This window comes from Prauserella salsuginis (assembly GCF_024648885.1).
Classification (GTDB): domain Bacteria; phylum Actinomycetota; class Actinomycetes; order Mycobacteriales; family Pseudonocardiaceae; genus Prauserella; species Prauserella salsuginis.
Genome location: NZ_JANBBF010000013.1, coordinates 180947 through 199836, shown reverse-complemented (window position 1 = coordinate 199836; position 18890 = coordinate 180947). Strand labels below are relative to the sequence as shown.

Here is an 18890-nt window from a genome sequence, read left to right as displayed (position 1 = left end):
CCAACCTCCGCGGAGGTGATCAGTGATGCACCCGACGGCCTCACCCGCGCTGACCGAGTGGGCCCTGTACTTCGCGGCGATGGGCTGGCACGTGTTCCCGCTCGCCCCGCGGGACAAGCGCCCCGCGATCAAAGCGTGGGAGGGACGCGCGACGACCGAGGTCGAGCGGATCACCCGGTGCTGGCAGGCCGGGGCGTTCAACATCGGCATCGCGACCGGCCCGTCCCGCCTGTTGGTGCTCGACCTCGACACCGCCGACCCCGGCGACACCGACCCCGACGGGACGGTGGGCATCGCGCGGGTGGCCGAGGAACGTGGGGTGCCGCTGCCCGAGACCTACACCGTCGCCACGCCCTCGGGCGGCCGTCACCTGTACTTCGCCCTCCCTGAGGGTGTGGAGCTGCGCAACACTGCCGGGCAGCTTGCCCCGCACGTCGACACCCGCGCCGGAGGCGGCTACGTCGTCGGCCCCGGCTCGACCCTGCCCGCCGGCGGCTACGAGCTCGTTGACGACCGTGATCCGGCGCCGTTGCCGCCGTGGCTGTTGCAGGTGCTGTGCCAACGGCCCGCGTTCGAGGGGCCGGTGCGGTCGGTGCGGGCGGTCACCGAGCCCGGCAGATACGCCGCGGCCGCCCTGCGCGGCGAGTGCGAGGCCGTCGCCGCCGCACCGGCAGGCCAGCACAACGCCGTGCTGTCTCGCGCGGCCTGGCGGGTCGGCCAGCTCGTCGGCGCCGGGCTGTGCGAGCCCGACCACGCCCGCGGCGAGTTGCTGCACGCGGCGCAAACCCTGATCGGCGCCGACTGCGGGTGCACGCCCGGCGAGATCGCCCGCGTCGTTGACGCCGCCCTGACCAAAGGCGCCCAGCACCCGCGCCACGTCCCGAACCGAGAGGCTGCCTGATGTCCATGCCCGCTCGCCCGCTGCGCGCGGTCCCGGATGCCGACGAGTTCGACACTCGCGCGGCTGCCGCCGTGGCTCGCGCGCGGTCGTGGCTGCCGAGCATCGATGACCGCGCGTTCGACTGCTACCTCGGCCACGTGGTCCACAAGATCGCGCCGACCAGCGAGGCCGACCCGGTGGCGATCCTCGGCTCGCTGATCTGCGCGGCCGGGGTGCACCTCGGCGATGGTGCCTACGTCCGCGCCGGCGACGACGTCCACCCGCTGCTCGTGTGGCCGATGGTCATCGGCCACACCAACACCGGCAAGAAGGGCTCGTCGTGGTCGGCAGCCAAACGGCTGATCGCCGAGGCCGACGGCGACTTCGCGGTCAACAACGTCAAGTCCGGCCTCACCTCCGGTGAAGGTCTGGCCCAGCGGTTCGCCCTCGGCGACGAATCGGACCCGGACGCCGCCCCGCCCGATCTGCGGTTGCTGGCGTTCGAGAACGAATGGGGAGGAGTGATGGCCAAGATGAAGCGTGAGGGCAACAGCCTGTCCCAGATCCTGCGCGCCGCGTGGGAAGGCGGCGACCTGTCCACCCTCACCGTCAACGCGCGGGTGGCGCCCAAGTCGCACGTCGGCGTACTGGCCCACATCACGCCCAAGGAGTTCCGCACCAAGCTCTCCGAGGCTGACATGGCCGGCGGCACCTACAACCGCTTCCTGCCCCTGGCCGTGGCCTGGTCTCAGGCCCTGCCCGACAGCCAGGGCGCCGACCCCGGCATGACCCTGTCCCTGGCCGCCGGCCTCGCCGACCGCCTCGACGCCGGCGGCCGGCTTGGCCTGCTCGACTTCGCCGACGACGCCCGCGGCCTGTGGCGCGAGCTCTACCTCGAGTTCAACACCGACGCCCACCAAGAACCCGTCGCCAGCTTCGTCTCGCGCGCCCTGCCGTACTGCAAGCGCATCGCCGGCATCCACGCCGCCCTCGACGGCACCCACGAGATCGGCCTCGCCCACCTCGACGCCGCCGCCGCGCTCGTGCGCTACTCCATCGACTCCGCCCGCGCCCTGTTCCTCGACACCGCCACCCCGGCCAAGTTGCTGGCCTGGATCACCGAGGCCGGCCCCGACGGGCGCACCCGCAAGGACATCACCAAGGACTACTTCGGCGGCAACAAACCCGCCGAGCACATCACCGCGCTACTGGACCAGCTCATCGACGCCGACCGCATCCGCCGCGAACTCCGCAAACCCGCCGGCGGCAAAGGCCGCCCCACCGAGGTCTACATCGCCACCGCCGACCACGACCCCACGAACCATACGAACTAACGAACTAAATCGCTGACCAGCACAAACACCCGAACCCCGCCGCGACTTAGTTCGTACGTTACGAACTAAGTCCCCACCCCACCCCAACAAAACCCCAGGTCAGCGCATTAGTTCGTAAGTTCGTTTCCTCCGTGCACCCAGACAGGAAGGAGTCACCGTGTTCGTCGCCTCCCCCGCCCGCACGCACCTCAGGGAGACCCGCACATGGCTACCCGCCGCTTCCTCACGGTCCGCGAGTTCTGCCACGAGCTAGGCATCGCACCGTCGACGTTCTACGACTGGCGCGCCAAGGGACGCGCGCCGAAGTACATCAAGTTGCCGAACGGGGAGATCCGTATCCGCCACACCGAACTCGAACGCTGGCTCGACGAACGGGAGGTCGCAGCGTGAGCGCCACCTCCTACGACGTCCGCGTCCACTCGATCGAGAGCCGGAAGAACCAGGCCGGCAAAGTCACGAGCCACCGCGTCCGGTGGTCGTCGGCGGCGAGCGATTCGGCGAGTCGTTCAGCAAACGCCCGCAGGCCGACAGCTTCCGGTCGGACCTGAAGGCCGCACAGCAACGTGGCGAAGCGTTCAGCAAGAGCAGTGGGTTGCCTGCGTCGATGAGCGGCGCAGACAAGGACATGACCTGGATCGACTTCGCCCGGGACTACGTGCACATGAAGTGGGCGGATTCGTCCGCCAACCACCGGCGCAGCACCGTGCAGTCCCTCATCCCACTGACGATGGCGCTCGTTCAGAAACCGATCGTCAACGACGCAGGGACTCGGAAGCAGGTCACCGAGATCCTGCGTGCGGCCGGCCGAGCCGAGGAGATGAATCCGCACCTGAGCAAGGCATATGAACGGCTCAACCGGGCGAGCATGCGGGTGCGAGACCTGGAGAATGCCGACGTTGCTCGCGCGGTCCTTCGAGCGATCGAGCAGAAGCTGGACGGCACCCGAGTATCGGCCAATACGTCGCGACTTCGGCGCGTGACTTTGTCGAACGCAGTCCAGTACGCGATCGAGAAGAAACTACTCGCCGCCGACCCGTTCGCCGAGATCCGGACGAAGCGAAGGAAGGCATCCCCGACGACCGTGGAACCGACGTCCGTGGTGAATCCGGTCCAAGCCCGGACCCTTATCAACGCGGCCGGCGAAGTGAACAGCACCGGCAAGAAGCTCATGGCGTTCTTTGCCCTGCTCTATTACGCAGGGTTGCGACCGGAAGAAGCTGTGAACCTGAAGAAGCAGAACCTCTCGATGCCCGCGTCCGGATGGGGCGAGCTACGTATTGAGGATTCCCGCCCAGAGGTCGGCCGAGGCTGGACTGATTCCGGCGAGGTGAGCGAGGAAGGCGCGCTGAAACACCGCGAGGCCGGCGAAAGCAGAACCGTTCCGGTTACCCCCGAACTCACGGAGATGCTGCACAACCACTTGTTCGCGTACAGCACCGCGAGGGACGGCCGGTTGTTCCGCGGTAGCTGGCGGCAGGACACGATGCTCAGCAGCTCCGTCTACGCCCGCACGTGGGCCGCGGCTCGCGCAGCGGTCCTCACCCCTGAGGTTGCCGCAGGCCCGCTCGCGAAGCGTCCCTACGACCTTCGGCACGCTTGTGTCTCTCAGTGGCTCAGCAGCGGCGTGGAGCCGCCGCGAGTCGCCCGGTGGGCCGGCCACAGCCTGTCGGTCCTGCTCCGCGTGTACGCCAAGTGCATCGACGGCGGAGAACAGGCCGCCCGGGAGCGCGTCGAACGCGGGCTACGCGGCTGGTAGCCGTGGGGACGCATTGGGGACAGCCAGCCGGATCGGACCGGATCGAGCCGGAGACAGCCGGACAACATGGAAATGCCCCGGCGACCTGTCTTTCCAGGTCACCGGGGCATTTCCCGATGTGTGGCGGGTGAGGGATTCGAACCCCCGAAGGCAGTGCCGGCTGATTTACAGTCAGCTCCCTTTGGCCGCTCGGGCAACCCGCCGGGTGCCGGCTCCGTGTCCGGCAAGATGACAGCGTACCGCCTGCGCCGGGCGCGTCCGCACCCGGGTACCCGATGGCTGCACCTACCCGATGCGGCCACGTTCACGGCCGCGTCCGATCACCCCACTCACGCATCGTCGGCTTCGCTGGGAGCTGCCGGAGTTGGGTCGGCGAACAGCGCACAGGTCCGTCGAGTCCCGCATGACGGATCAGGCGACGTCCGGCCCATAACGCTCGGTGTCGATCATGACTTCGCTGATGTCCATCACGATCGACCTGGTCGTCTGATGACGCACGAGCCAGGTGCGCATCAAGAAGGGTGGGTCTGTCAGCTGAAGCCATGACCAATCAGGGAGCAATCGAGCGGCGCTCGCCTCGGTGAGCAGTACTGCGTGGGCGTCGGCGGCCAGCGCGCATGCCAACGCGTTCTCACTGAAGTGGGCGAAGTGCCACTCCGGAGCGATGCCGAGGTCGTGGGCGGCGGCGACCAGCCGGTCGTGTTCGGTAGGTACCTGATCACGGGCATGCGCGAGTACGCGCATCCCGTCGAGATCTGCGAGGCGGCAGCCGGTCCGCCCGCGCAGCGCGTGGCCTGGCCGGATGGCCAGCCCGAACGGATCCGCGAAGAGTTCCCTGTGCTGCAGACTCGACGGTGGGGTCTGGTGGACCAATCCGACGTCCAGGTGCCCTTCGCGGACCATGCGGAGCTGAGCGGTACTACTGGCGTCGGTGAACGCGAGTTCCGCCATCGGCACGCGGCGCCGGGTTTCGGCCAGCACTCGCTGCACCCAGCCGGGCGGGAGCCCCGGCGGCAGACCGACACGAACCATTTCCCGTGCGGGGCCCGCGGATTGTGCGACCCGGCGGCAGGCATCTGCCATGCTCAGGATCTGCAGCGCGTGTTCGTGGAGTGCACTGCCGGCCGCGGTAGGGCGCACCCCGGTGTGGATGCGTTCGAACAACGTGGCGCCGAGTTCCTGCTCGAGCTGCCGCAGTTGCCTCGTCAGTGCGGGCTGCGAGATGAGCAGCCGCTCTGCTGCCCGGGAGAGCGAGCGTTCGGTGAACACCGCCGTGAAGTAACGCAGTTGCCTGAGTTCCACCGTGCCTCCCAGTGCCCGTGCCTCCCAGTGCCCGTGCTTCCCAGTGCCCGTGCCTCCCAGTGCCCGTGCTTCCCAGTGCCGGAGTGCCGCTGAGGCGAAGCCAATGACTTCTGACCATCTATAACTTCTGGTTATGCCCGCCCTGTTCAAGCGGTATTGGATATCACCGCCGGCACGGCGTCAAATGTGTCGAGACAGCAGGTCGGAGGCTACCGGCGGCCCCAGCGGACGGGAGGAGCACAGTGGCAGAGGTCGAGCATTTTGACGTCGTTGTTATCGGCGGTGGTGCGGGTGGCGTCGCTGCGGCCGCCGGTGCGGCGCGGGCAGGGGCGCGCGTGCGGCTGGTCGAGCAGTATCCCTACCTGGGCGGTGCGGCGACGATCAGCTCGGTGCTCACGTTCTGTGGCTTCTACGATCAACGCGGCACGCAGGTCGTTGCCGGCATCGGCCAGGACGTGCTCGAACGCCTCCGCGCGCGGGGCGTCTACGAGGAGAAGACGATGGGGTGGACGGGCAACCGCATCGTGCTGCTCGATCTCGAGTCCACGAAGATCGTCTGCGACGAGTTGCTCGCGGACGAAGGCGTGGATGTTCGGCTGCACAGCCGGCTGATCGACGCGACCCGTCACGAGGACGGCATCGCCGAGGTCGAGGTCCATCATCGCGGTGGCCGCGAACGCATCACCGCGGCAGCTTTCGTGGACGCCAGTGGAGACGGTGCGCTGCTGTCGTGCGCGGGCGTCCCGACCCGCGTCGTCCCTGTCGAAGACAGGCAGACGAGCACTCTGGTGTGCCGCTTCGGTGGAGTGGCCCAGGATGCCGACCTGTCCAGGGAAGGCCTGCGTTCCGCGGTCGCGGCCTATAGCCACGAGACCGGGGTGTCATTGGCGCGTGACTACGGCATCGCCGTACACCTGCCGGTCAGCAAGGACGTCATCGCACTGCTCGTCGACGAGCAGGTCGACGCGCTTGATGCAGCGGCGATCAGCAGGGACGAGGCCAGCGCACGGCGACAGGCATGGTTGTATCTGGACGCGTTGCGCAAGCACCTGTCCGGGTGGGCGCAGGCGTATCTCGTGGAGACCGGGCCACAACTGGGCATTCGCGAGAGCCGGCGGCTGGACGGACGCTGCCAGCTGAGCGAGGCCGACGTGCTGCAGGCGGTCAAGCGCCCGCAGGATTCGATCGGTCGTTGTGGCTGGCCGATCGAGGATCACTCGGGGCCGGGCGTCACGAACTACCGGCCGATCGACGGTCGCGGTTGGTACGACATTCCCTACGGAGCGATCCGAGCGCGAGAAACCGACAACCTGTGGGCGGTCGGCAGGCTGACCAGTTCCGACGACGAGGCATACGCTTCGGTTCGGGTGATGGGTACAGCGTTCGCGACGGGACATGCCGCCGGCGTCGCCGCCGCACAGTACAGCCAAGGGGAACGGCACGACATTGCCCGGATTCGCGCCGAGCTGCGTCGTCAGGACGCGCTCGTCTGATCAATCTCCGCGCGGAGTCCTAAGGCGTTCGCACTGAGCTGGTTTCCATCCCATGACAAGGAAGTCTGGAGAATCGATGATGCGCTCGAATCACGACTCCCCGTACCGCTGGGTCGTTCTGCTGCTGTGCTGGGCGGCATTCACCATGACCTCTGTGGACCGGTCGACGTGGGGTCCCGCTTCGGCCGCGGTGAGCGACTCGCTGAACGTCCCGCTCGCCGCATTGGGCATCTTCGCGACGTGTTACTACATCGGCTACGTCGTGGCCAACGCCGCCGGCGGGTTCTGCAGTGACTGGCTCGGCGGTCGACTGACACTGGGAGTGACGTCGCTGGTCGCCGGTGGACTGATGATGTTGTTCGGTTCGACGACCTCGATCGGCGTGGGACTGGCGATCCAGGCTGCACTCGGCCTGTTCGCGGGAGCCGACTTCTCCGCCGGACTCAAGCTCGTCGCCGCCTGGTTCCGGCCTGAAGCGCGGGGTTTCGCTGCGGGCGTGTTCATGACGGCGACGTCGCTCGGCACGGTCGTCGCCAACGCCGTGGTTCCCGGTCTCATCGTGAACTCGGGCTGGGAGACCTCGTACCACCTGTTCGGAGCGGTGACGATCGTCATCGCGATCCTCTGCCTCGCATTCATCCGCAATGGACAGTACGACGGCACGAGCGACGCCCCGGCACGGCGGGCGGTACCCGACGTACGTCCGCTGCGGCGTAACCGCGACCTGTTGTTTCTCGGGCTCGCCGGGTTCGGCGGCCTGTGGGGCACCTACGGTTTCATCACGTGGTCCAACACCCTGATGGTGAGGGGCAACGGCATCGACCCCGTGGACGCGGGAGTGGTGGTGGTGATCTTCGCCGGCGTGGCGATCGCGGCGAAGCCGTTGGTCGGGGTCGTCACGGACCGACTCGGATCCGGCAGGCGGATCCCGATCGCGATCATCCTGGCCGCGTTCGGAGTCACGCTCCTGGTGTTCGGCACGTTGGACAGCTACACCGCGTTCCTCTGGGTGGCGCCCGTACTCGGACTCACGGCGTACGCATACAGTCCGCTGACCGCCGCCATGACACCGACTCTGGTGGGACAACATCTCACCGGCTCGGCGGCCGGCGCGGTCAACGCCTTCTGGCAGCTGGGCAGTGTCGCTGTTCCTGCCGTGGTCGGTCCCATCTTCCAACTCACGGATTCGTTCTACGCCGCGTTCGTCACGCTGGCTGTCGGGCCGCTCATCGGCGCAGCGGTCATGCTGCGGGTGCGAGATGACCGGCCGCGCACCGAGGCCGAAGCATCCGCTGCTCGCCCAAGTGCGGCGTGAAGTATCTGGTGTCGGGCCTTCGGCCGCGCGGCCGAAGGCCCTTCGCCGTCACCATGCCTCACTGTCGCCATGCCGCAGAGCTTGCTGGGACGTCACATCCGGCCCTCGGGTCCCGGGGTCGTCTCGGAGGACGCGCCACTTCCCGCCGACGACGGCGTTGCCGGACGAAAGGGTCCACCATCAGCCCGAACACTCCGAAACCGAACGCCGAGCACACCTCACCGACCGATCCGGCCGATGCAACGCCCACCGGCCCCACACCCCGACCGCGTCACCAACATCCCCGGACCGCACAACTACGCTTACCCGATGTGACTGCGTCGGCGGTCACATCCCGAATACCCCCGGAACCAGACAGCGAGGTGCTTCAGTCGTGGCGGATCCATCGTTCGACGTGGTGAGCAAGGTCGACCGGCAGGAGGTGGACAACGCGGTGAACCAGGCGGCCAAGGAGCTGTCGACGCGGTTCGACTTCCGGGGCACGGGCGCGTCGGTGGCGTGGTCGGGTGACAACGCCGTCGTGGTGGAGGCCGAGACCGAGGAGCGGGTGAAGGCCGCGGTCGAGGTCTTCAAGGAGAAGCTGGTCAAGCGTGGCGTGTCGATGAAGGCGTTCGACGCGGGTGAACCTGCGGTGTCGGGCAAGACGTACAAGGTGTCCGGTTCGATCGTCGAGGGCATCGACCAGGACAAGGCGAAGCAGATCTCCAAGTACATCCGGGACGAGGGCCCGAAGGGTGTCCAGGCGCAGATCCAGGGGGATCAGCTGCGCGTGTCGGGCAAGAAGAAGGACCACCTGCAGGACGTGATCGCGCTGTTGAAGGAGAAGGACTTCGGCATCGCGCTGCAGTTCATGAACTACCGGTGAGGCCGGGCAGGGCACGAGCGGTGCCCTGGGTCGGCGATCGCGACGTCGCCGGCCGTCCGCGGACAACCCGCCGCCGGGCACGGCAGAGCCACCCCGATGCGGGACCCCTGACGAAGGACATCGCTCTGCCGCCCCGGTGAAAAGATCGTGAACCATTGACCATTCTTCACCTGATCGTGTTTGAATCCCCCGGTCGCTGTCGGAGACCGGGGGTTTTTCGTGCACATCCATCCGCCGACCAACCGTCCTGCCAGTAGCCCGACCACCGGACCGGACGGTCCGTCGAGCACCGAGCCGGGCACTCCGTCCGGCGGGCCCGGCGGCACGACATCGGCCGGCGGCCCGCGCGCCTGGCGCCGCGCTGCGCGGATCCGCTCGCACCTGCACCGCGCATTCGCCGTCGCCGCCGCCGCGCTGCTGTGCCTGACGCTGACACCCGCGGTGGCACAGGGCACCGACCGGCAGTTGCTGCACGACGGCTACGGCTCCTACCCGCGGCTCATCCGCACCCAGCACGGCCACGCCGATCACAACGGCCGCATCCTCGCCACGGTCACCAGCAGCGACGAGGCCGGCTACTACGCGCCGGTCTACGAGAGCACCGACGAGGGCCGCAACTTCCGCCAGGTCGGCGAGGTCCGTGACCCCGAGGGCCGCTACGGCAGCGGCATGTGCTGCGGCACGCTGTACGAACTGCCGCGAACCATCGGCCGGTATCCGAAGGGCACGCTGCTGTGGGCGGCCAGCTACCGGCAGAAGGCCCCGCGCGACACCCGCAGGATCGGCATCCGAATCTGGGCGAGCACCGACACCGGGCGCTCGTGGGACTTCGCGGGCGAACCGGTGACGTCCTACGGCCCGCCCGGCGTGTGGGAGCCGGAATTCGACGTGGACGACTCCGGCACGCTGCAGATGCACTACGCCGACGAACGCGGCGAGCGCGAGTTCGACCAGTTCCTCACCCGCCGCTCCACCGACGACCTCGTCGACTGGAGCAGGCCGACCCGCACACTGACGATCTCGCCGTGGGAGGTGCGTCCCGGCATGCCGATCGTGCGCGCACTCCCCGACGGGCGGCACTACTTCAGCTACGAGATCTGCAACTTCGGCGAGCGGTTCTGCGATCCGTACTTCAAGATCTCCGAGGACGGCGAGGACTTCGGTCTTCCGACCGACCCGGGCACGCAGGTCGCCACCCCGCAGGGCCGCCACTTCCGGCACTCGCCGACGATCTCGCTTTTCCCCGGCGGCCCGAACGGCACGCGGGTCCTGCTCATCGGCCAGATCTACGCCGACGCCGACGGCACCCCCAACGCTGGCAACGGCAAGACGATCCTCGCCAACGACGACCCCGGCTCCGGTGAGTGGTACGAGGTGCCCGCACCGGTCGAGGTCGCCGACCCGGTGGACGACCCGTGCCCGAACTACAGCCCGTCCCTGCTGCCGGTCGACGGCGGGGACGCCGTGCTGCAGGCCACCGCGGACCGCGCCGACGACGGCTGTCGGGTCTTCTTCGGCACCGGACCGTCCCGCTAGCCGGTACCCTGATCCCCCGGAAGGCTGAGCCTCTCGGCGGATACGGCATGAAGGGCGGGCGATGAAGGGCATCGTGCTGGCGGGTGGCAGCGGAACGCGGCTGCACCCGATCACACAGGCCGTGTCGAAGCAGCTGCTGCCCGTCTACGACAAGCCGATGATCTACTACCCGATCTCCGTGCTGATGCTCGCCGGCATCCGCGAGATCCTGATCATCTCGACGCCCTCGGACCTGCCGAACTTCCAGCGTCTCCTCGGCGACGGCAGCCAGTTCGGCATCGAACTCTCCTACGCCGAGCAGGCCGCACCGAACGGCCTCGCCGAAGCCTTCGTCATCGGCGCCGACTTCATCGCCGACGACGACGTGGCACTGATCCTCGGCGACAACATCTTCTACGGCCAGGGCTTCTCGCGGACGCTGCAGGCCGAGGCCACGGGGCTCGACGGCTGCGTGCTGTTCGGCTACCCGGTGAAGGACCCGCAGCGCTACGGCGTCGGCGAGATCGCACCGGACGGCACGCTGCTGTCCATCGAGGAGAAGCCGGCGGTGCCGCGGTCCAACAAGGCGATCACGGGGCTGTACCTCTACGACAACCAGGTGGTCGACATCGCGCGCGGGCTGAAACCGTCGGCGCGCGGCGAACTGGAGATCACCGACGTCAACCTGACGTACCTGCGCCAGGGCCGCGCACGGCTGGTCGAGTTCTCCCGCGGGTTCGCGTGGCTGGACACCGGCACGCACGACTCGCTGCTCGAAGCGGGCCAGTTCGTGCAGGTGCTGGAACACCGCACCGGCGTGCGCATCGCCTGTCTCGAAGAGGTCGCGCTGCGGATGGGCTACATCGACGCCGACGAATGCCACCAGCTCGGCGCGAAACTCGCCAAGAGCGGCTACGGCGACTACGTCATGGACATCGCGAAGGCCGCGGGCGCCACCGGCTGACCTTCCGGGGGCCGTGTTGCGGGTTCCGGGGGCCGTGTTGCGCCCGCCCGACCGCCCCTCATGGCCGCGTTACTGCGTGACCGCGTCTCCGGGGTCGTGTTGCGCCCACGCCGACGGGCAGCACATCATGCCCGAGCGCGGAACACGCGGTGCCGAACGCAGGACACGGCGTCCCGGATGCAGAACACGCGCCCCGGAAAGCGCAACACGCGGGGGCGGGGTCAGAGCTGTCGGCGGGCCAGGTCCTCGAGACGGCGGATGCGGTCCTCGATGGGCGGGTGACTGGAGAACAGCCGCGACATGCGCTCACCGGGGCGGAACGGGTTCGCGATCATCAGGTGCGACTGCGACACGAGCTTCGGCTCCGGCGCCAACGGGGCGGCGCTCGTCCCCCGCTCGAGCTTCCGCAACGCCGACGCCAGCGCCAGCGGATCACCCGTCAACTCGGCACCCGAGGTGTCCGCCTGGTACTCGCGCGAACGGCTCACGCTCATCTTGATGATCCCCGCGGCCACCGGCCCGAGCAGCGCCAACAGCAGCATGCCGATCGGGTTGCCGCCCTCGCGGTTGCCGCCGAACATGCCGGCGAACATCGCCATGTTCGCCAGGAAGCTCACCACACTGGCCAGCGCGCCGGCGACCGACGAGATGAGGATGTCGCGGTTGTAGACGTGGGCGAGCTCGTGGCCCAGCACGGCGCGCAGCTCGCGTTCGTCGAGGATCTCCAGGATGCCCGTGGTGCAGCACACAGCGGCGTTGCGGGGATTGCGCCCGGTGGCGAACGCGTTGGGCGCGCGGGTCGGGCTCACGTACAGCCGCGGCATCGGCTGGCGCGCGGACGTCGCCAGTTCACGCACGATGCGGTACATCGCGGGCTGCTGCGCCTGTGACACCGGCTGCGCGCGCATGGCCTTCAGCGCGAGCTTGTCGGAGTTGAAGTAGGCGTAGCCGTTCATCGCCAGCGCGAGCAGCAGTCCGATGATGAGCGCACCCCTGCCGAACAGGCCGCTGATGCCGATGATCAGCGCGCTCATCAACCCCAGCAGCAGTGCCGTCTTGAGGCCGTTGTGGTGCCTGTGCACCGGCTCACCCTCCTCCCGGTCCGCGAGCGGGAACCATCCCCGCGAATGCCGCCACCACATGTGGCCGGCGTACGGTTCAACGTCCGAAGACCCGGCGAAGTTCCACGTCAGCGCGGTGTGAGTCTACTTCGGACGAGATAACGAGCCGTGTATCACGCCACACCGACGGCCGTGTTCGCCTTGTCGTACAGTAGAGTTCGGCGCACCGAAATTCGAGGGTGGAGCATGGACGACACTGGTGACGGGCATATCGCCACTGCAACCGCCGACGAACGCCACCGGCGGGCACAGCGGCGCAGTCGCGCCCGCAAGCGCGACCGGCGCACGCTCGTGACCCTCGGTGTGGTGTTCGTCCTGGCGATCTCCGGCGCCGTCGGCTACGCACTCCAGCCGGTCGGCGCCGTCGGGCCGGTCGGTGGTGACGACCCGCTCCGCCTCGTCACCACCACGACGTTCCTCGACGACACGGTGCGGCACATCGGCGGCGAGGACGTCGAGACCGTGCGGTTGATGGGCCCCGGCGTCGACCCGCATCTGTACCAAGCCAAGGCCGGGGACCTGCGCGAGATGCGCCGTGCCGACGCGGTGATCGCCGTCGGGCTCTACCTGGAGGGCTCCCTGCAGCAGACCCTCGACGAGGTCGGCCGCACGAAGCCGGTGCTGCTGGCGGGCGAGGCGGTGCCGGCCGACGAGTTGTTGAGCCCACCCGCGGATGCGGCGCCCGAGGAGGAACACGACCCGCACATCTGGCACGACCCCGCGCTGTGGACGCACGTCGTCGACGCCGTGGCCGAACGTCTCGCCGAACTCGACCCTGATCACGCCGCCGACTACCGCCGCCGCGGCGCGGCCTACAACGACGAGATCCGCGCCGCGGCCGACGCGGTCCAGCGCACGATCGACCGCATCCCCGCCGACCGCCGCACGCTCGTCACCTCGCACGATGCGTTCCGCTACTTCGGTGACGCGTTCGGCATGGACGTCGTCGCCATCCAGGGCATCTCCACTCAGCAGGAGGCGACGACCGCCGACGTCGCGCGCGTGGCCGAACTGCTCGCCGACGAGAACCTGCCCGCCGTGTTCCTCGAGACGAGCGTGTCGCGGCAGACCGTCGACTCGATGATCGCGGCCGCCCGGCACCGCGGCGGCGACGTGCGTGTCGGCGGTGAGCTGTACTCCGACTCCACCGGCCCCGACGGCAGCTACCTCGGCATGCTGCGTGCCAACGCGGCGACCCTCGCGGAGGGACTGACATGACCGACGACGTACTTGCTCCCGCGGAGGCGGCAGGTGGCACCGACGACGTACTTCTTCGCACGGGAGGCGGACGCATGACCGAACCGGCACTCCGACTGCAGGGCATGAGCGCCTCCTACGGCGGGCGACCCGTGCTGACCGGCGTCGACGTCGAGATTCCCGCCGGCGTGCTCAGTGCCGTCGTCGGGCCGAACGGGGCGGGCAAGTCGACGATGGTCAAGGCGGCGCTCGGGCTCGTGCCGTCGGTGCGTGGGACCGTGCGCTGGCTGGGACAGCCGTTGCGCCGCGTCCGAAAGCGCGTGGCCTATGTGCCGCAGTCCGATGCCGTCGCGAAGGACTTCCCCATCACTGCCGTGCAGGTCGTCGAGATGGGCCGCTACCCGCACCGGGGTTGGCTGCGCAGGCTGACTCCCGCGGACGACGACTGCGTGGCGGGCGCGATGGCGCAGGTCGGGGTCGCGGACCTGGCGGACCGGCCGCTCGACGAACTTTCCGGTGGGCAGCGGCAGCGGGTTTTCCTCGCGCGCGCACTCGCCCAGCGTGCGGACCTCATCGTGCTCGACGAGCCGTTCACGGCCGTCGACGCGCGCACCGAGAAGGCGCTGCTGGAGATCCTCACGAGGCTGTGCCGTGAGGGTGTGTCGGTCATCGCGGTGCACCACGACCTGCGCGAGGTGCTGGACAGCTTCGACCACGCGGTGCTCATGGCGGGCACCGTCGTCGCGGCCGGAGCGCCCGCCGACGTGCTCACCCCCGAACACCTCGAAACTGCCTACGGCATGGCGCCGTTGGCGGCCCGATGAGCGGGACCGTGACCGGCTCGCTGCAGGCCGGGCCGCTCGGCGGACTGCTGGAGTCGCTGCCGTTGTCCTACCCGGACGCCGTGGTGGTCGTCGGCACGGCCGTGGTCGGGTTCGTCGCGGGGCTCCTCGGGCCGCTGGCCGTGCTCCGGCAGCGGAGCATGTTCGGCGACGCGATGAGCCACGGAACCCTGGCGGGCGTCGCGGTGGCGTTCCTGCTCACGGGGGCCAAGGTGCCGGAGCTGCTGCTCCTGGGCGCGGCGATCTCGGCGACCCTCGCGGCGTTCGCCATGATCGCCCTGGAACGCGCGGGGCGGCTGCGGTCGGACGCCGCCATCGGTGTCGTCCTGTCGGTGTCGCTGACGCTCGGCATCGTGCTGCTCACCGGCATCTCCGACAGCGGCAACGCACAGCAGTCCGGCCTGGACGAGTACCTGCTCGGCCAGACCGCCGGCATGGTCGAACGCGACATCGTGGTGGCGCTCGCGGGCGCCGGCGTCGCTGTCGCGGTGGTGCTGTTGGGATTCCGGCTGCTGCGGTCGGCGACGTTCGATCCCGGGTTCACGGCCGTGGCGGGCGTGCGCACGTGGGTCGTCGACGCGGCGAGCACGGGACTGCTGGCTCTCGCCGTGGTGCTCGGCGTGCGCACCGTGGGGGCGATCCTGATGGTCGCGCTGCTGGTCGCACCCGTCGTCACCGCACGGCAGCTGACCACCCGGCTGGCGGTCCTCCTGCCGCTGTCCGCCGTCATCGGGGCGGTGTGCGGCGCGGTCGGCGGACTCGTCTCGGGGCGTGCCGAACTGCCGGCCGGGCCGGTGATCGTGCTGCTCGCGACGGCCCTCGCGGTGCTGTCGGTCGTGCTGGCGCCGCGGCGCGGCGTCATCGCTCGCGCCCGTGCGGGCAGGTTGAGGGAGGAGCGTGGCCGTGTCGCCCGATGACGTGATGATCATCGTGATCGCCGGGCTGCTGTCGACGTCGTGCGCGGTGCTCGGCGGATTCCTCGTGCTGCGCGGCCAAGCGCTGCTGCCCGACGCGGTCAGTCACGCCGTGCTGCCCGGCATCGTGTTGATCTTCCTGCTCACCGGCGAACGCGCCTCACTGTGGACGGTCGTCGGCGCGACGGCGTTCGGCGTGCTGTGCGTACTCGGCTCGGACTGGCTGCGGCGCAGCGGCGTCGTCGAGTCGGACGCCGCGCTTGCGCTGGTGTTCCCCGCACTGTTCTCGCTGGGCATCCTCGGCATCAGCCGGTTCGCCTCGGGAGCGCACATCGACCTGGACTCGGCGATCTACGGCGACCTGACGTTCGCACCGCTGCGCACGATCTCCCTGTTCGGTGCCGACGTGCCGCGGTCGCTGGTGATCACCGGCATCGCCACGGTCGCCGTGGTGGCGCTCGTCGTGGCGTTGTGGCGGCCGCTGCAGGCCGCGTCGTTCGACCCGGCGTTCGCCGAGCTGGCAGGGTTGCGCGGCCGGCTGACCGGCCAGGTGCTGCTCGTCGCCGTCGCCGGGCTGGCCGTCGTGGCGTTCGACAGTGTCGGCGCGATCCTGGTGATCACGTTCTTCGTGGTGCCCGCCTCGACGGCGCGGCTGCTGACGGCGCGGCTCGGGTCGATGCTCGTCGTGGCCGCGGGATGCGGATGGATCGCGTCGGTGGCAGGCCACGGCGTCGCGGTGTCGCTGGACACGTCGATCCCCGGCACGATCGGCCTCACCAGCGGGGCACTGTTCGCGCTCGCGCTGGTGCTCGCACCCCGCCGCGGCCTGCTGGCCCGATGGAAGGCCCGCACCTGACGCGTGTCCTGCACTCAGCCCTGCGTGTCCTGCACTCGGGCGCGCGTGTTCTGCACCCAGCCCCGCGTGTCCTGCACCCAGCCCCGCGTGTCCTGCACTCGTGCACGCGTGTTGCGTTCTCGAGGGACTGTTTTGCACATTCCGGGGACCGTGTTGCGGATTCCGGGGGCGTGGTGGAGCGTGCTACGCGTGCTGCACATCGGGACGGTCGTCATGGGAGCCTCCGACGTCCGCAGAGCCGCCGCATTCTGGAGCGCCGCGCTCGGCTACGCACCGCGCGACGGCGTGGTCAACGACGACTTCGTGGTGCTCACTCCGCAGGACGGCCACGGCCCCGGTATCGCCCTGGACTCGAGCGATTCGCCGGTCCAACTGCACCCACGCGTGCACCTCGACCTCTACGCCGCCGACGCCGACGAGCAGGCGGCCGAGGTCGAACGGCTGGTGTCGCTGGGCGCCTCGCGGGTCGACTGGGATCTCTACCCTGCCGACCCGGACTTCGTGGTACTCGCCGACACCGAGGGCAACCGCTTCTGCGTCATCGACACCTCACACGCCGGGTAGCGCCAGCGCCCGGGTGACGGCCACCCGACCACCCCGACAACGTCTTGAACCGCCGTCGACGACGACCCTTGGCTGCGCGAATGCCGAGTGATCAACTGCTGCTCACGGGGCTGGGGGTCGGCCACGCCGTACGCGACGGTCGACAACCCCTGCTCGGGCTACCTCGTCACGAGCGACGCCACCCGCGTCTGGGTCGACGCGGGCGCCGAGCGAGACCTTCGCGGTCACCCGGACGCAGAACACGCGTGTCTAGGCGGTCGCGCGTCAGCACGGCGGCGGGAGCGGTGGTCAGGCGACGGGCGACGCCCTGCAGAACACGCGTGCCCGAGTGCAGGACACGCACGTCCCAGTGCAGAACACGCGCGTTACTTGCGGATCTCCAGGGTGCAGCACTTCGGACCGCCGCCGGCCTTGCGCAGCTCCGAGATGTCGACGAACCGCACCTCGTAGCCCCGCGCCGTGAGCCGTTCGGCAAGGCCGGTCGCCTCGATCGGAAGGACGACGTGGCGGCCGTCGGAGATTCCGTTGAGCCCGAAGCACTCCGCGTCGGCCTTCGTGGCGATGACCGCGTCCGGGAACAGCCGCCGCAGCACGCGCCGTGAACCCGCCGAGAACGCCTCCGGGTAGTACGCGATCTGCGCCCGGGAACCGACGCCGGCACCGCCTCCTGCCCCGGAACCTGCAACGCGGCCCCCTGGAGCCGCAACGCGCGCCCCGGAATCCGCAACACGGGCCCCCGAGGCTGCAACACCGGCGTCGACCTCCGCACCGGCACCGCCACCGGCACCGGCGTCCACAGGGCCCGCACCGGCGGTGTCTCCGGACAGTACGAACAGCGCCGTGTCGAGGTGGTAGTAGCGCTCGTCGACCAGCTGCAGCGACACGACCGGCACCCCGAGCGCCTCCTGCGCCTCGGCATGAGCGCCGGGGTCGGTGCGGAAGCCGGTGCCGGCGAGCAGCACCCGGCCGGTCCAGACGAAGTCACCCTCGGCCTCGTTGATCTGCCGCGGCATCGTGACGTCACGGAACCCGTTCTCGACGAACCAGCGCCGGAAGTGTTCGGCCTCGGCGGCACGCTCCGGTGCGCGGAACCGCGATCCGAGTACGCGGCCGTCGACGACCGTTCCCGAGTTGGCGGCGAACACCATGTCCGGCAGACCGGGCTGCGGCGGCACCTCGTCGACCGTGTGGCCCAGTTCGCGGTAGGTGTCGCGCAGCGTCGTCCACTGCCGCATGGCCAACTCGGCGTCGACGGGCTGGTCGGGGTCCATCCACGGGTTGATCGAGTACTCGACGGCGAAGTGCCGCGGCGGGCACATCAGGTAGTGGCGGGGTGTCGGGACACGTACGGGCAGCGCGTGATCGCCTGTCATACTTCGAATGTAGAACCGCCTGGTCACGCAAACAATCGACGAAGATTGCGCATCAGTGTGCTAATCATTGCGCATGAACACGTTGGACCAGCGGATCGTTTCTCGCCTCGTCGCCAATGCGCGGTCGAGCTACGCCGAGATCGGCAAGGAGGTCGGACTGTCGGCGCCCGCCGTGAAACGGCGTGTCGACCGGCTGCTCGACGACGGCGTGCTGCGGGGCTTCACGGCGGTGGTCGACCCCGAGGCGCTCGGCTGGGGGACGGAGGCGTTCGTCGAGGTGCACTGCCACGGCAACGTCTCCCCCGGACGCATCCGCTCCCACCTGGAGCCGCTGCCCGAAGTGGTGGCCGCCTACACTGTGTCGGGTGCTGCCGACGCGATCGTGCACCTGCGCGCGTCCGATATCCACCACCTCGAATCGGCACTCGAGCGCCTCCGCGGCCTGGAGATCATCGACCGCACCGTGTCGACCGTCGTCTTGTCGACATTGCTGGAGCGTTCCCCAAATCCAGGCGAATGATTACCCTGAAACATGCGCTTCGCGCACGGGCACCCGTCTCAGGTCGTGGAATCCGGGGGTCATCACTCGTGCACCATAG

General features: G+C 69.2%; 18 protein-coding genes and 1 tRNA gene. 15 read left to right on the top strand and 4 right to left on the bottom strand.

Features of this window, described 5'->3' with window-relative positions; genetic code table 11:
• Window positions 1–25: 25 nt before the first annotated feature.
• The 4 genes from LY40_RS21260 (at window position 26) to LY40_RS21245 (ending at window position 3970) form a co-directional block, all read left to right on the top strand.
• Complete coding sequence (locus LY40_RS21260; RefSeq protein ID WP_258937942.1) at window positions 26–901, top strand: bifunctional DNA primase/polymerase; 876 nt, start codon at window positions 26–28, stop codon at window positions 899–901.
• A complete protein-coding gene (locus LY40_RS21255; RefSeq protein WP_258937941.1) occupies window positions 901–2214 on the top strand; it encodes a DUF3987 domain-containing protein in 1314 nt (437 codons plus the stop codon). Before LY40_RS21260 ends, LY40_RS21255 begins: the two co-directional genes overlap by 1 nt.
• Before the next feature lie 204 nt (window positions 2215–2418).
• Window positions 2419–2604, top strand: a complete 186-nt coding sequence (locus LY40_RS21250; protein ID WP_258937940.1) for a helix-turn-helix transcriptional regulator — start codon at window positions 2419–2421, stop codon at window positions 2602–2604.
• A gap of 82 nt (window positions 2605–2686) precedes the next feature.
• A complete protein-coding gene (locus LY40_RS21245) occupies window positions 2687–3970 on the top strand; it encodes a tyrosine-type recombinase/integrase (RefSeq protein WP_258937939.1) in 1284 nt (427 codons plus the stop codon).
• A gap of 121 nt (window positions 3971–4091) precedes the next feature.
• Here the strand turns inward: LY40_RS21245 and LY40_RS21240 are convergent.
• A tRNA-Tyr gene (locus LY40_RS21240) sits at window positions 4092–4173 on the bottom strand.
• Between the two features lie 208 nt (window positions 4174–4381).
• Complete coding sequence (locus tag LY40_RS21235) at window positions 4382–5272, bottom strand: LysR family transcriptional regulator (RefSeq protein ID WP_183779804.1); 891 nt, start codon at window positions 5270–5272, stop codon at window positions 4382–4384.
• A gap of 242 nt (window positions 5273–5514) precedes the next feature.
• Here LY40_RS21235 and LY40_RS21230 point away from each other — a divergent pair, with 242 nt between their 5' ends.
• From LY40_RS21230 to rfbA, 5 genes are all read left to right on the top strand, one after another.
• The gene (locus LY40_RS21230) at window positions 5515–6765 is read left to right on the top strand and encodes an FAD-dependent oxidoreductase (RefSeq protein ID WP_258937938.1); all 1251 of its coding nucleotides are present in this window, start codon (window positions 5515–5517) and stop codon (window positions 6763–6765) included.
• A 76-nt stretch (window positions 6766–6841) separates the two neighbouring features.
• Window positions 6842–8080 (top strand): MFS transporter, encoded by a 1239-nt coding sequence (locus LY40_RS21225; protein ID WP_228725966.1) that lies wholly within the window; start codon window positions 6842–6844, stop codon window positions 8078–8080.
• A 373-nt stretch (window positions 8081–8453) separates the two neighbouring features.
• Window positions 8454–8945: a YajQ family cyclic di-GMP-binding protein gene (locus LY40_RS21220; RefSeq protein ID WP_183779809.1), complete on the top strand. Its 492-nt coding sequence runs from the start codon at window positions 8454–8456 to the stop codon at window positions 8943–8945.
• A gap of 381 nt (window positions 8946–9326) precedes the next feature.
• A complete protein-coding gene (locus tag LY40_RS21215) occupies window positions 9327–10481 on the top strand; it encodes a sialidase family protein (protein ID WP_258938055.1) in 1155 nt (384 codons plus the stop codon).
• A gap of 61 nt (window positions 10482–10542) precedes the next feature.
• A complete protein-coding gene (gene rfbA, locus LY40_RS21210; RefSeq protein ID WP_183779811.1) occupies window positions 10543–11424 on the top strand; it encodes a glucose-1-phosphate thymidylyltransferase RfbA in 882 nt (293 codons plus the stop codon).
• 221 nt (window positions 11425–11645) lie between these two features.
• Here rfbA and htpX read toward each other — a convergent pair whose 3' ends face one another.
• Window positions 11646–12506: a zinc metalloprotease HtpX gene (htpX, locus tag LY40_RS21205; protein WP_183779814.1), complete on the bottom strand. Its 861-nt coding sequence runs from the start codon at window positions 12504–12506 to the stop codon at window positions 11646–11648.
• 225 nt (window positions 12507–12731) lie between these two features.
• On the opposite strand from htpX, the gene LY40_RS21200 reads away from it, so the two are divergent.
• The 5 genes from LY40_RS21200 to LY40_RS21180 all read left to right on the top strand — a co-directional run bounded on the left by LY40_RS21200 (window position 12732) and on the right by LY40_RS21180 (window position 16918).
• Window positions 12732–13763 (top strand): metal ABC transporter solute-binding protein, Zn/Mn family, encoded by a 1032-nt coding sequence (locus tag LY40_RS21200; RefSeq protein ID WP_258937937.1) that lies wholly within the window; start codon window positions 12732–12734, stop codon window positions 13761–13763.
• A 74-nt stretch (window positions 13764–13837) separates the two neighbouring features.
• On the top strand, window positions 13838–14566 hold the full coding sequence (locus LY40_RS21195) for a metal ABC transporter ATP-binding protein (RefSeq protein ID WP_258938054.1): 729 nt from the start codon (window positions 13838–13840) through the stop codon (window positions 14564–14566).
• Window positions 14567–14574: 8 nt separating this feature from the next.
• On the top strand, window positions 14575–15501 hold the full coding sequence (locus LY40_RS21190) for a metal ABC transporter permease (RefSeq protein WP_258937936.1): 927 nt from the start codon (window positions 14575–14577) through the stop codon (window positions 15499–15501).
• Window positions 15488–16354, top strand: coding sequence for a metal ABC transporter permease (locus tag LY40_RS21185; RefSeq protein ID WP_258937935.1), 867 nt, complete (start codon window positions 15488–15490; stop codon window positions 16352–16354). The genes LY40_RS21190 and LY40_RS21185 overlap by 14 nt, the downstream gene beginning before the upstream one ends.
• Window positions 16355–16504: 150 nt before the next feature.
• Window positions 16505–16918: a VOC family protein gene (locus LY40_RS21180; protein ID WP_258937934.1), complete on the top strand. Its 414-nt coding sequence runs from the start codon at window positions 16505–16507 to the stop codon at window positions 16916–16918.
• A gap of 365 nt (window positions 16919–17283) precedes the next feature.
• Here the strand turns inward: LY40_RS21180 and LY40_RS21175 are convergent, their stop codons facing one another.
• Entirely contained in the window at window positions 17284–18237 is a 954-nt protein-coding gene (locus LY40_RS21175; RefSeq protein WP_372497724.1) for a dimethylarginine dimethylaminohydrolase family protein, read from the bottom strand.
• Between the two features lie 127 nt (window positions 18238–18364).
• Here LY40_RS21175 and LY40_RS21170 point away from each other — a divergent pair, with 127 nt between their 5' ends.
• Window positions 18365–18811, top strand: a complete 447-nt coding sequence (locus LY40_RS21170) for an Lrp/AsnC family transcriptional regulator (RefSeq protein ID WP_183646356.1) — start codon at window positions 18365–18367, stop codon at window positions 18809–18811.
• Window positions 18812–18890 lie beyond the last annotated feature (79 nt).

What these genes read in the sequence shown, in the direction of transcription:
- LY40_RS21260 (WP_258937942.1), top strand. Translation starts at nt 26, where the DNA reads ATGCACCCGACGGCCTCACCCGCGCTGACCGAGTGGGCCCTGTACTTC.
- LY40_RS21255 (WP_258937941.1), top strand. Translation starts at nt 901, where the DNA reads ATGTCCATGCCCGCTCGCCCGCTGCGCGCGGTCCCGGATGCCGACGAG.
- LY40_RS21250 (WP_258937940.1), top strand. Translation starts at nt 2,419, where the DNA reads ATGGCTACCCGCCGCTTCCTCACGGTCCGCGAGTTCTGCCACGAGCTA.
- LY40_RS21225 (WP_228725966.1), top strand. Translation starts at nt 6,842, where the DNA reads ATGATGCGCTCGAATCACGACTCCCCGTACCGCTGGGTCGTTCTGCTG.
- rfbA (WP_183779811.1), top strand. Translation starts at nt 10,543, where the DNA reads ATGAAGGGCATCGTGCTGGCGGGTGGCAGCGGAACGCGGCTGCACCCG.
- LY40_RS21200 (WP_258937937.1), top strand. Translation starts at nt 12,732, where the DNA reads ATGGACGACACTGGTGACGGGCATATCGCCACTGCAACCGCCGACGAA.
- LY40_RS21195 (WP_258938054.1), top strand. Translation starts at nt 13,838, where the DNA reads ATGACCGAACCGGCACTCCGACTGCAGGGCATGAGCGCCTCCTACGGC.
- LY40_RS21175 (WP_372497724.1), bottom strand. Translation starts at nt 18,237, where the DNA reads ATGTGCCCGCCGCGGCACTTCGCCGTCGAGTACTCGATCAACCCGTGG.
- LY40_RS21170 (WP_183646356.1), top strand. Translation starts at nt 18,365, where the DNA reads ATGAACACGTTGGACCAGCGGATCGTTTCTCGCCTCGTCGCCAATGCG.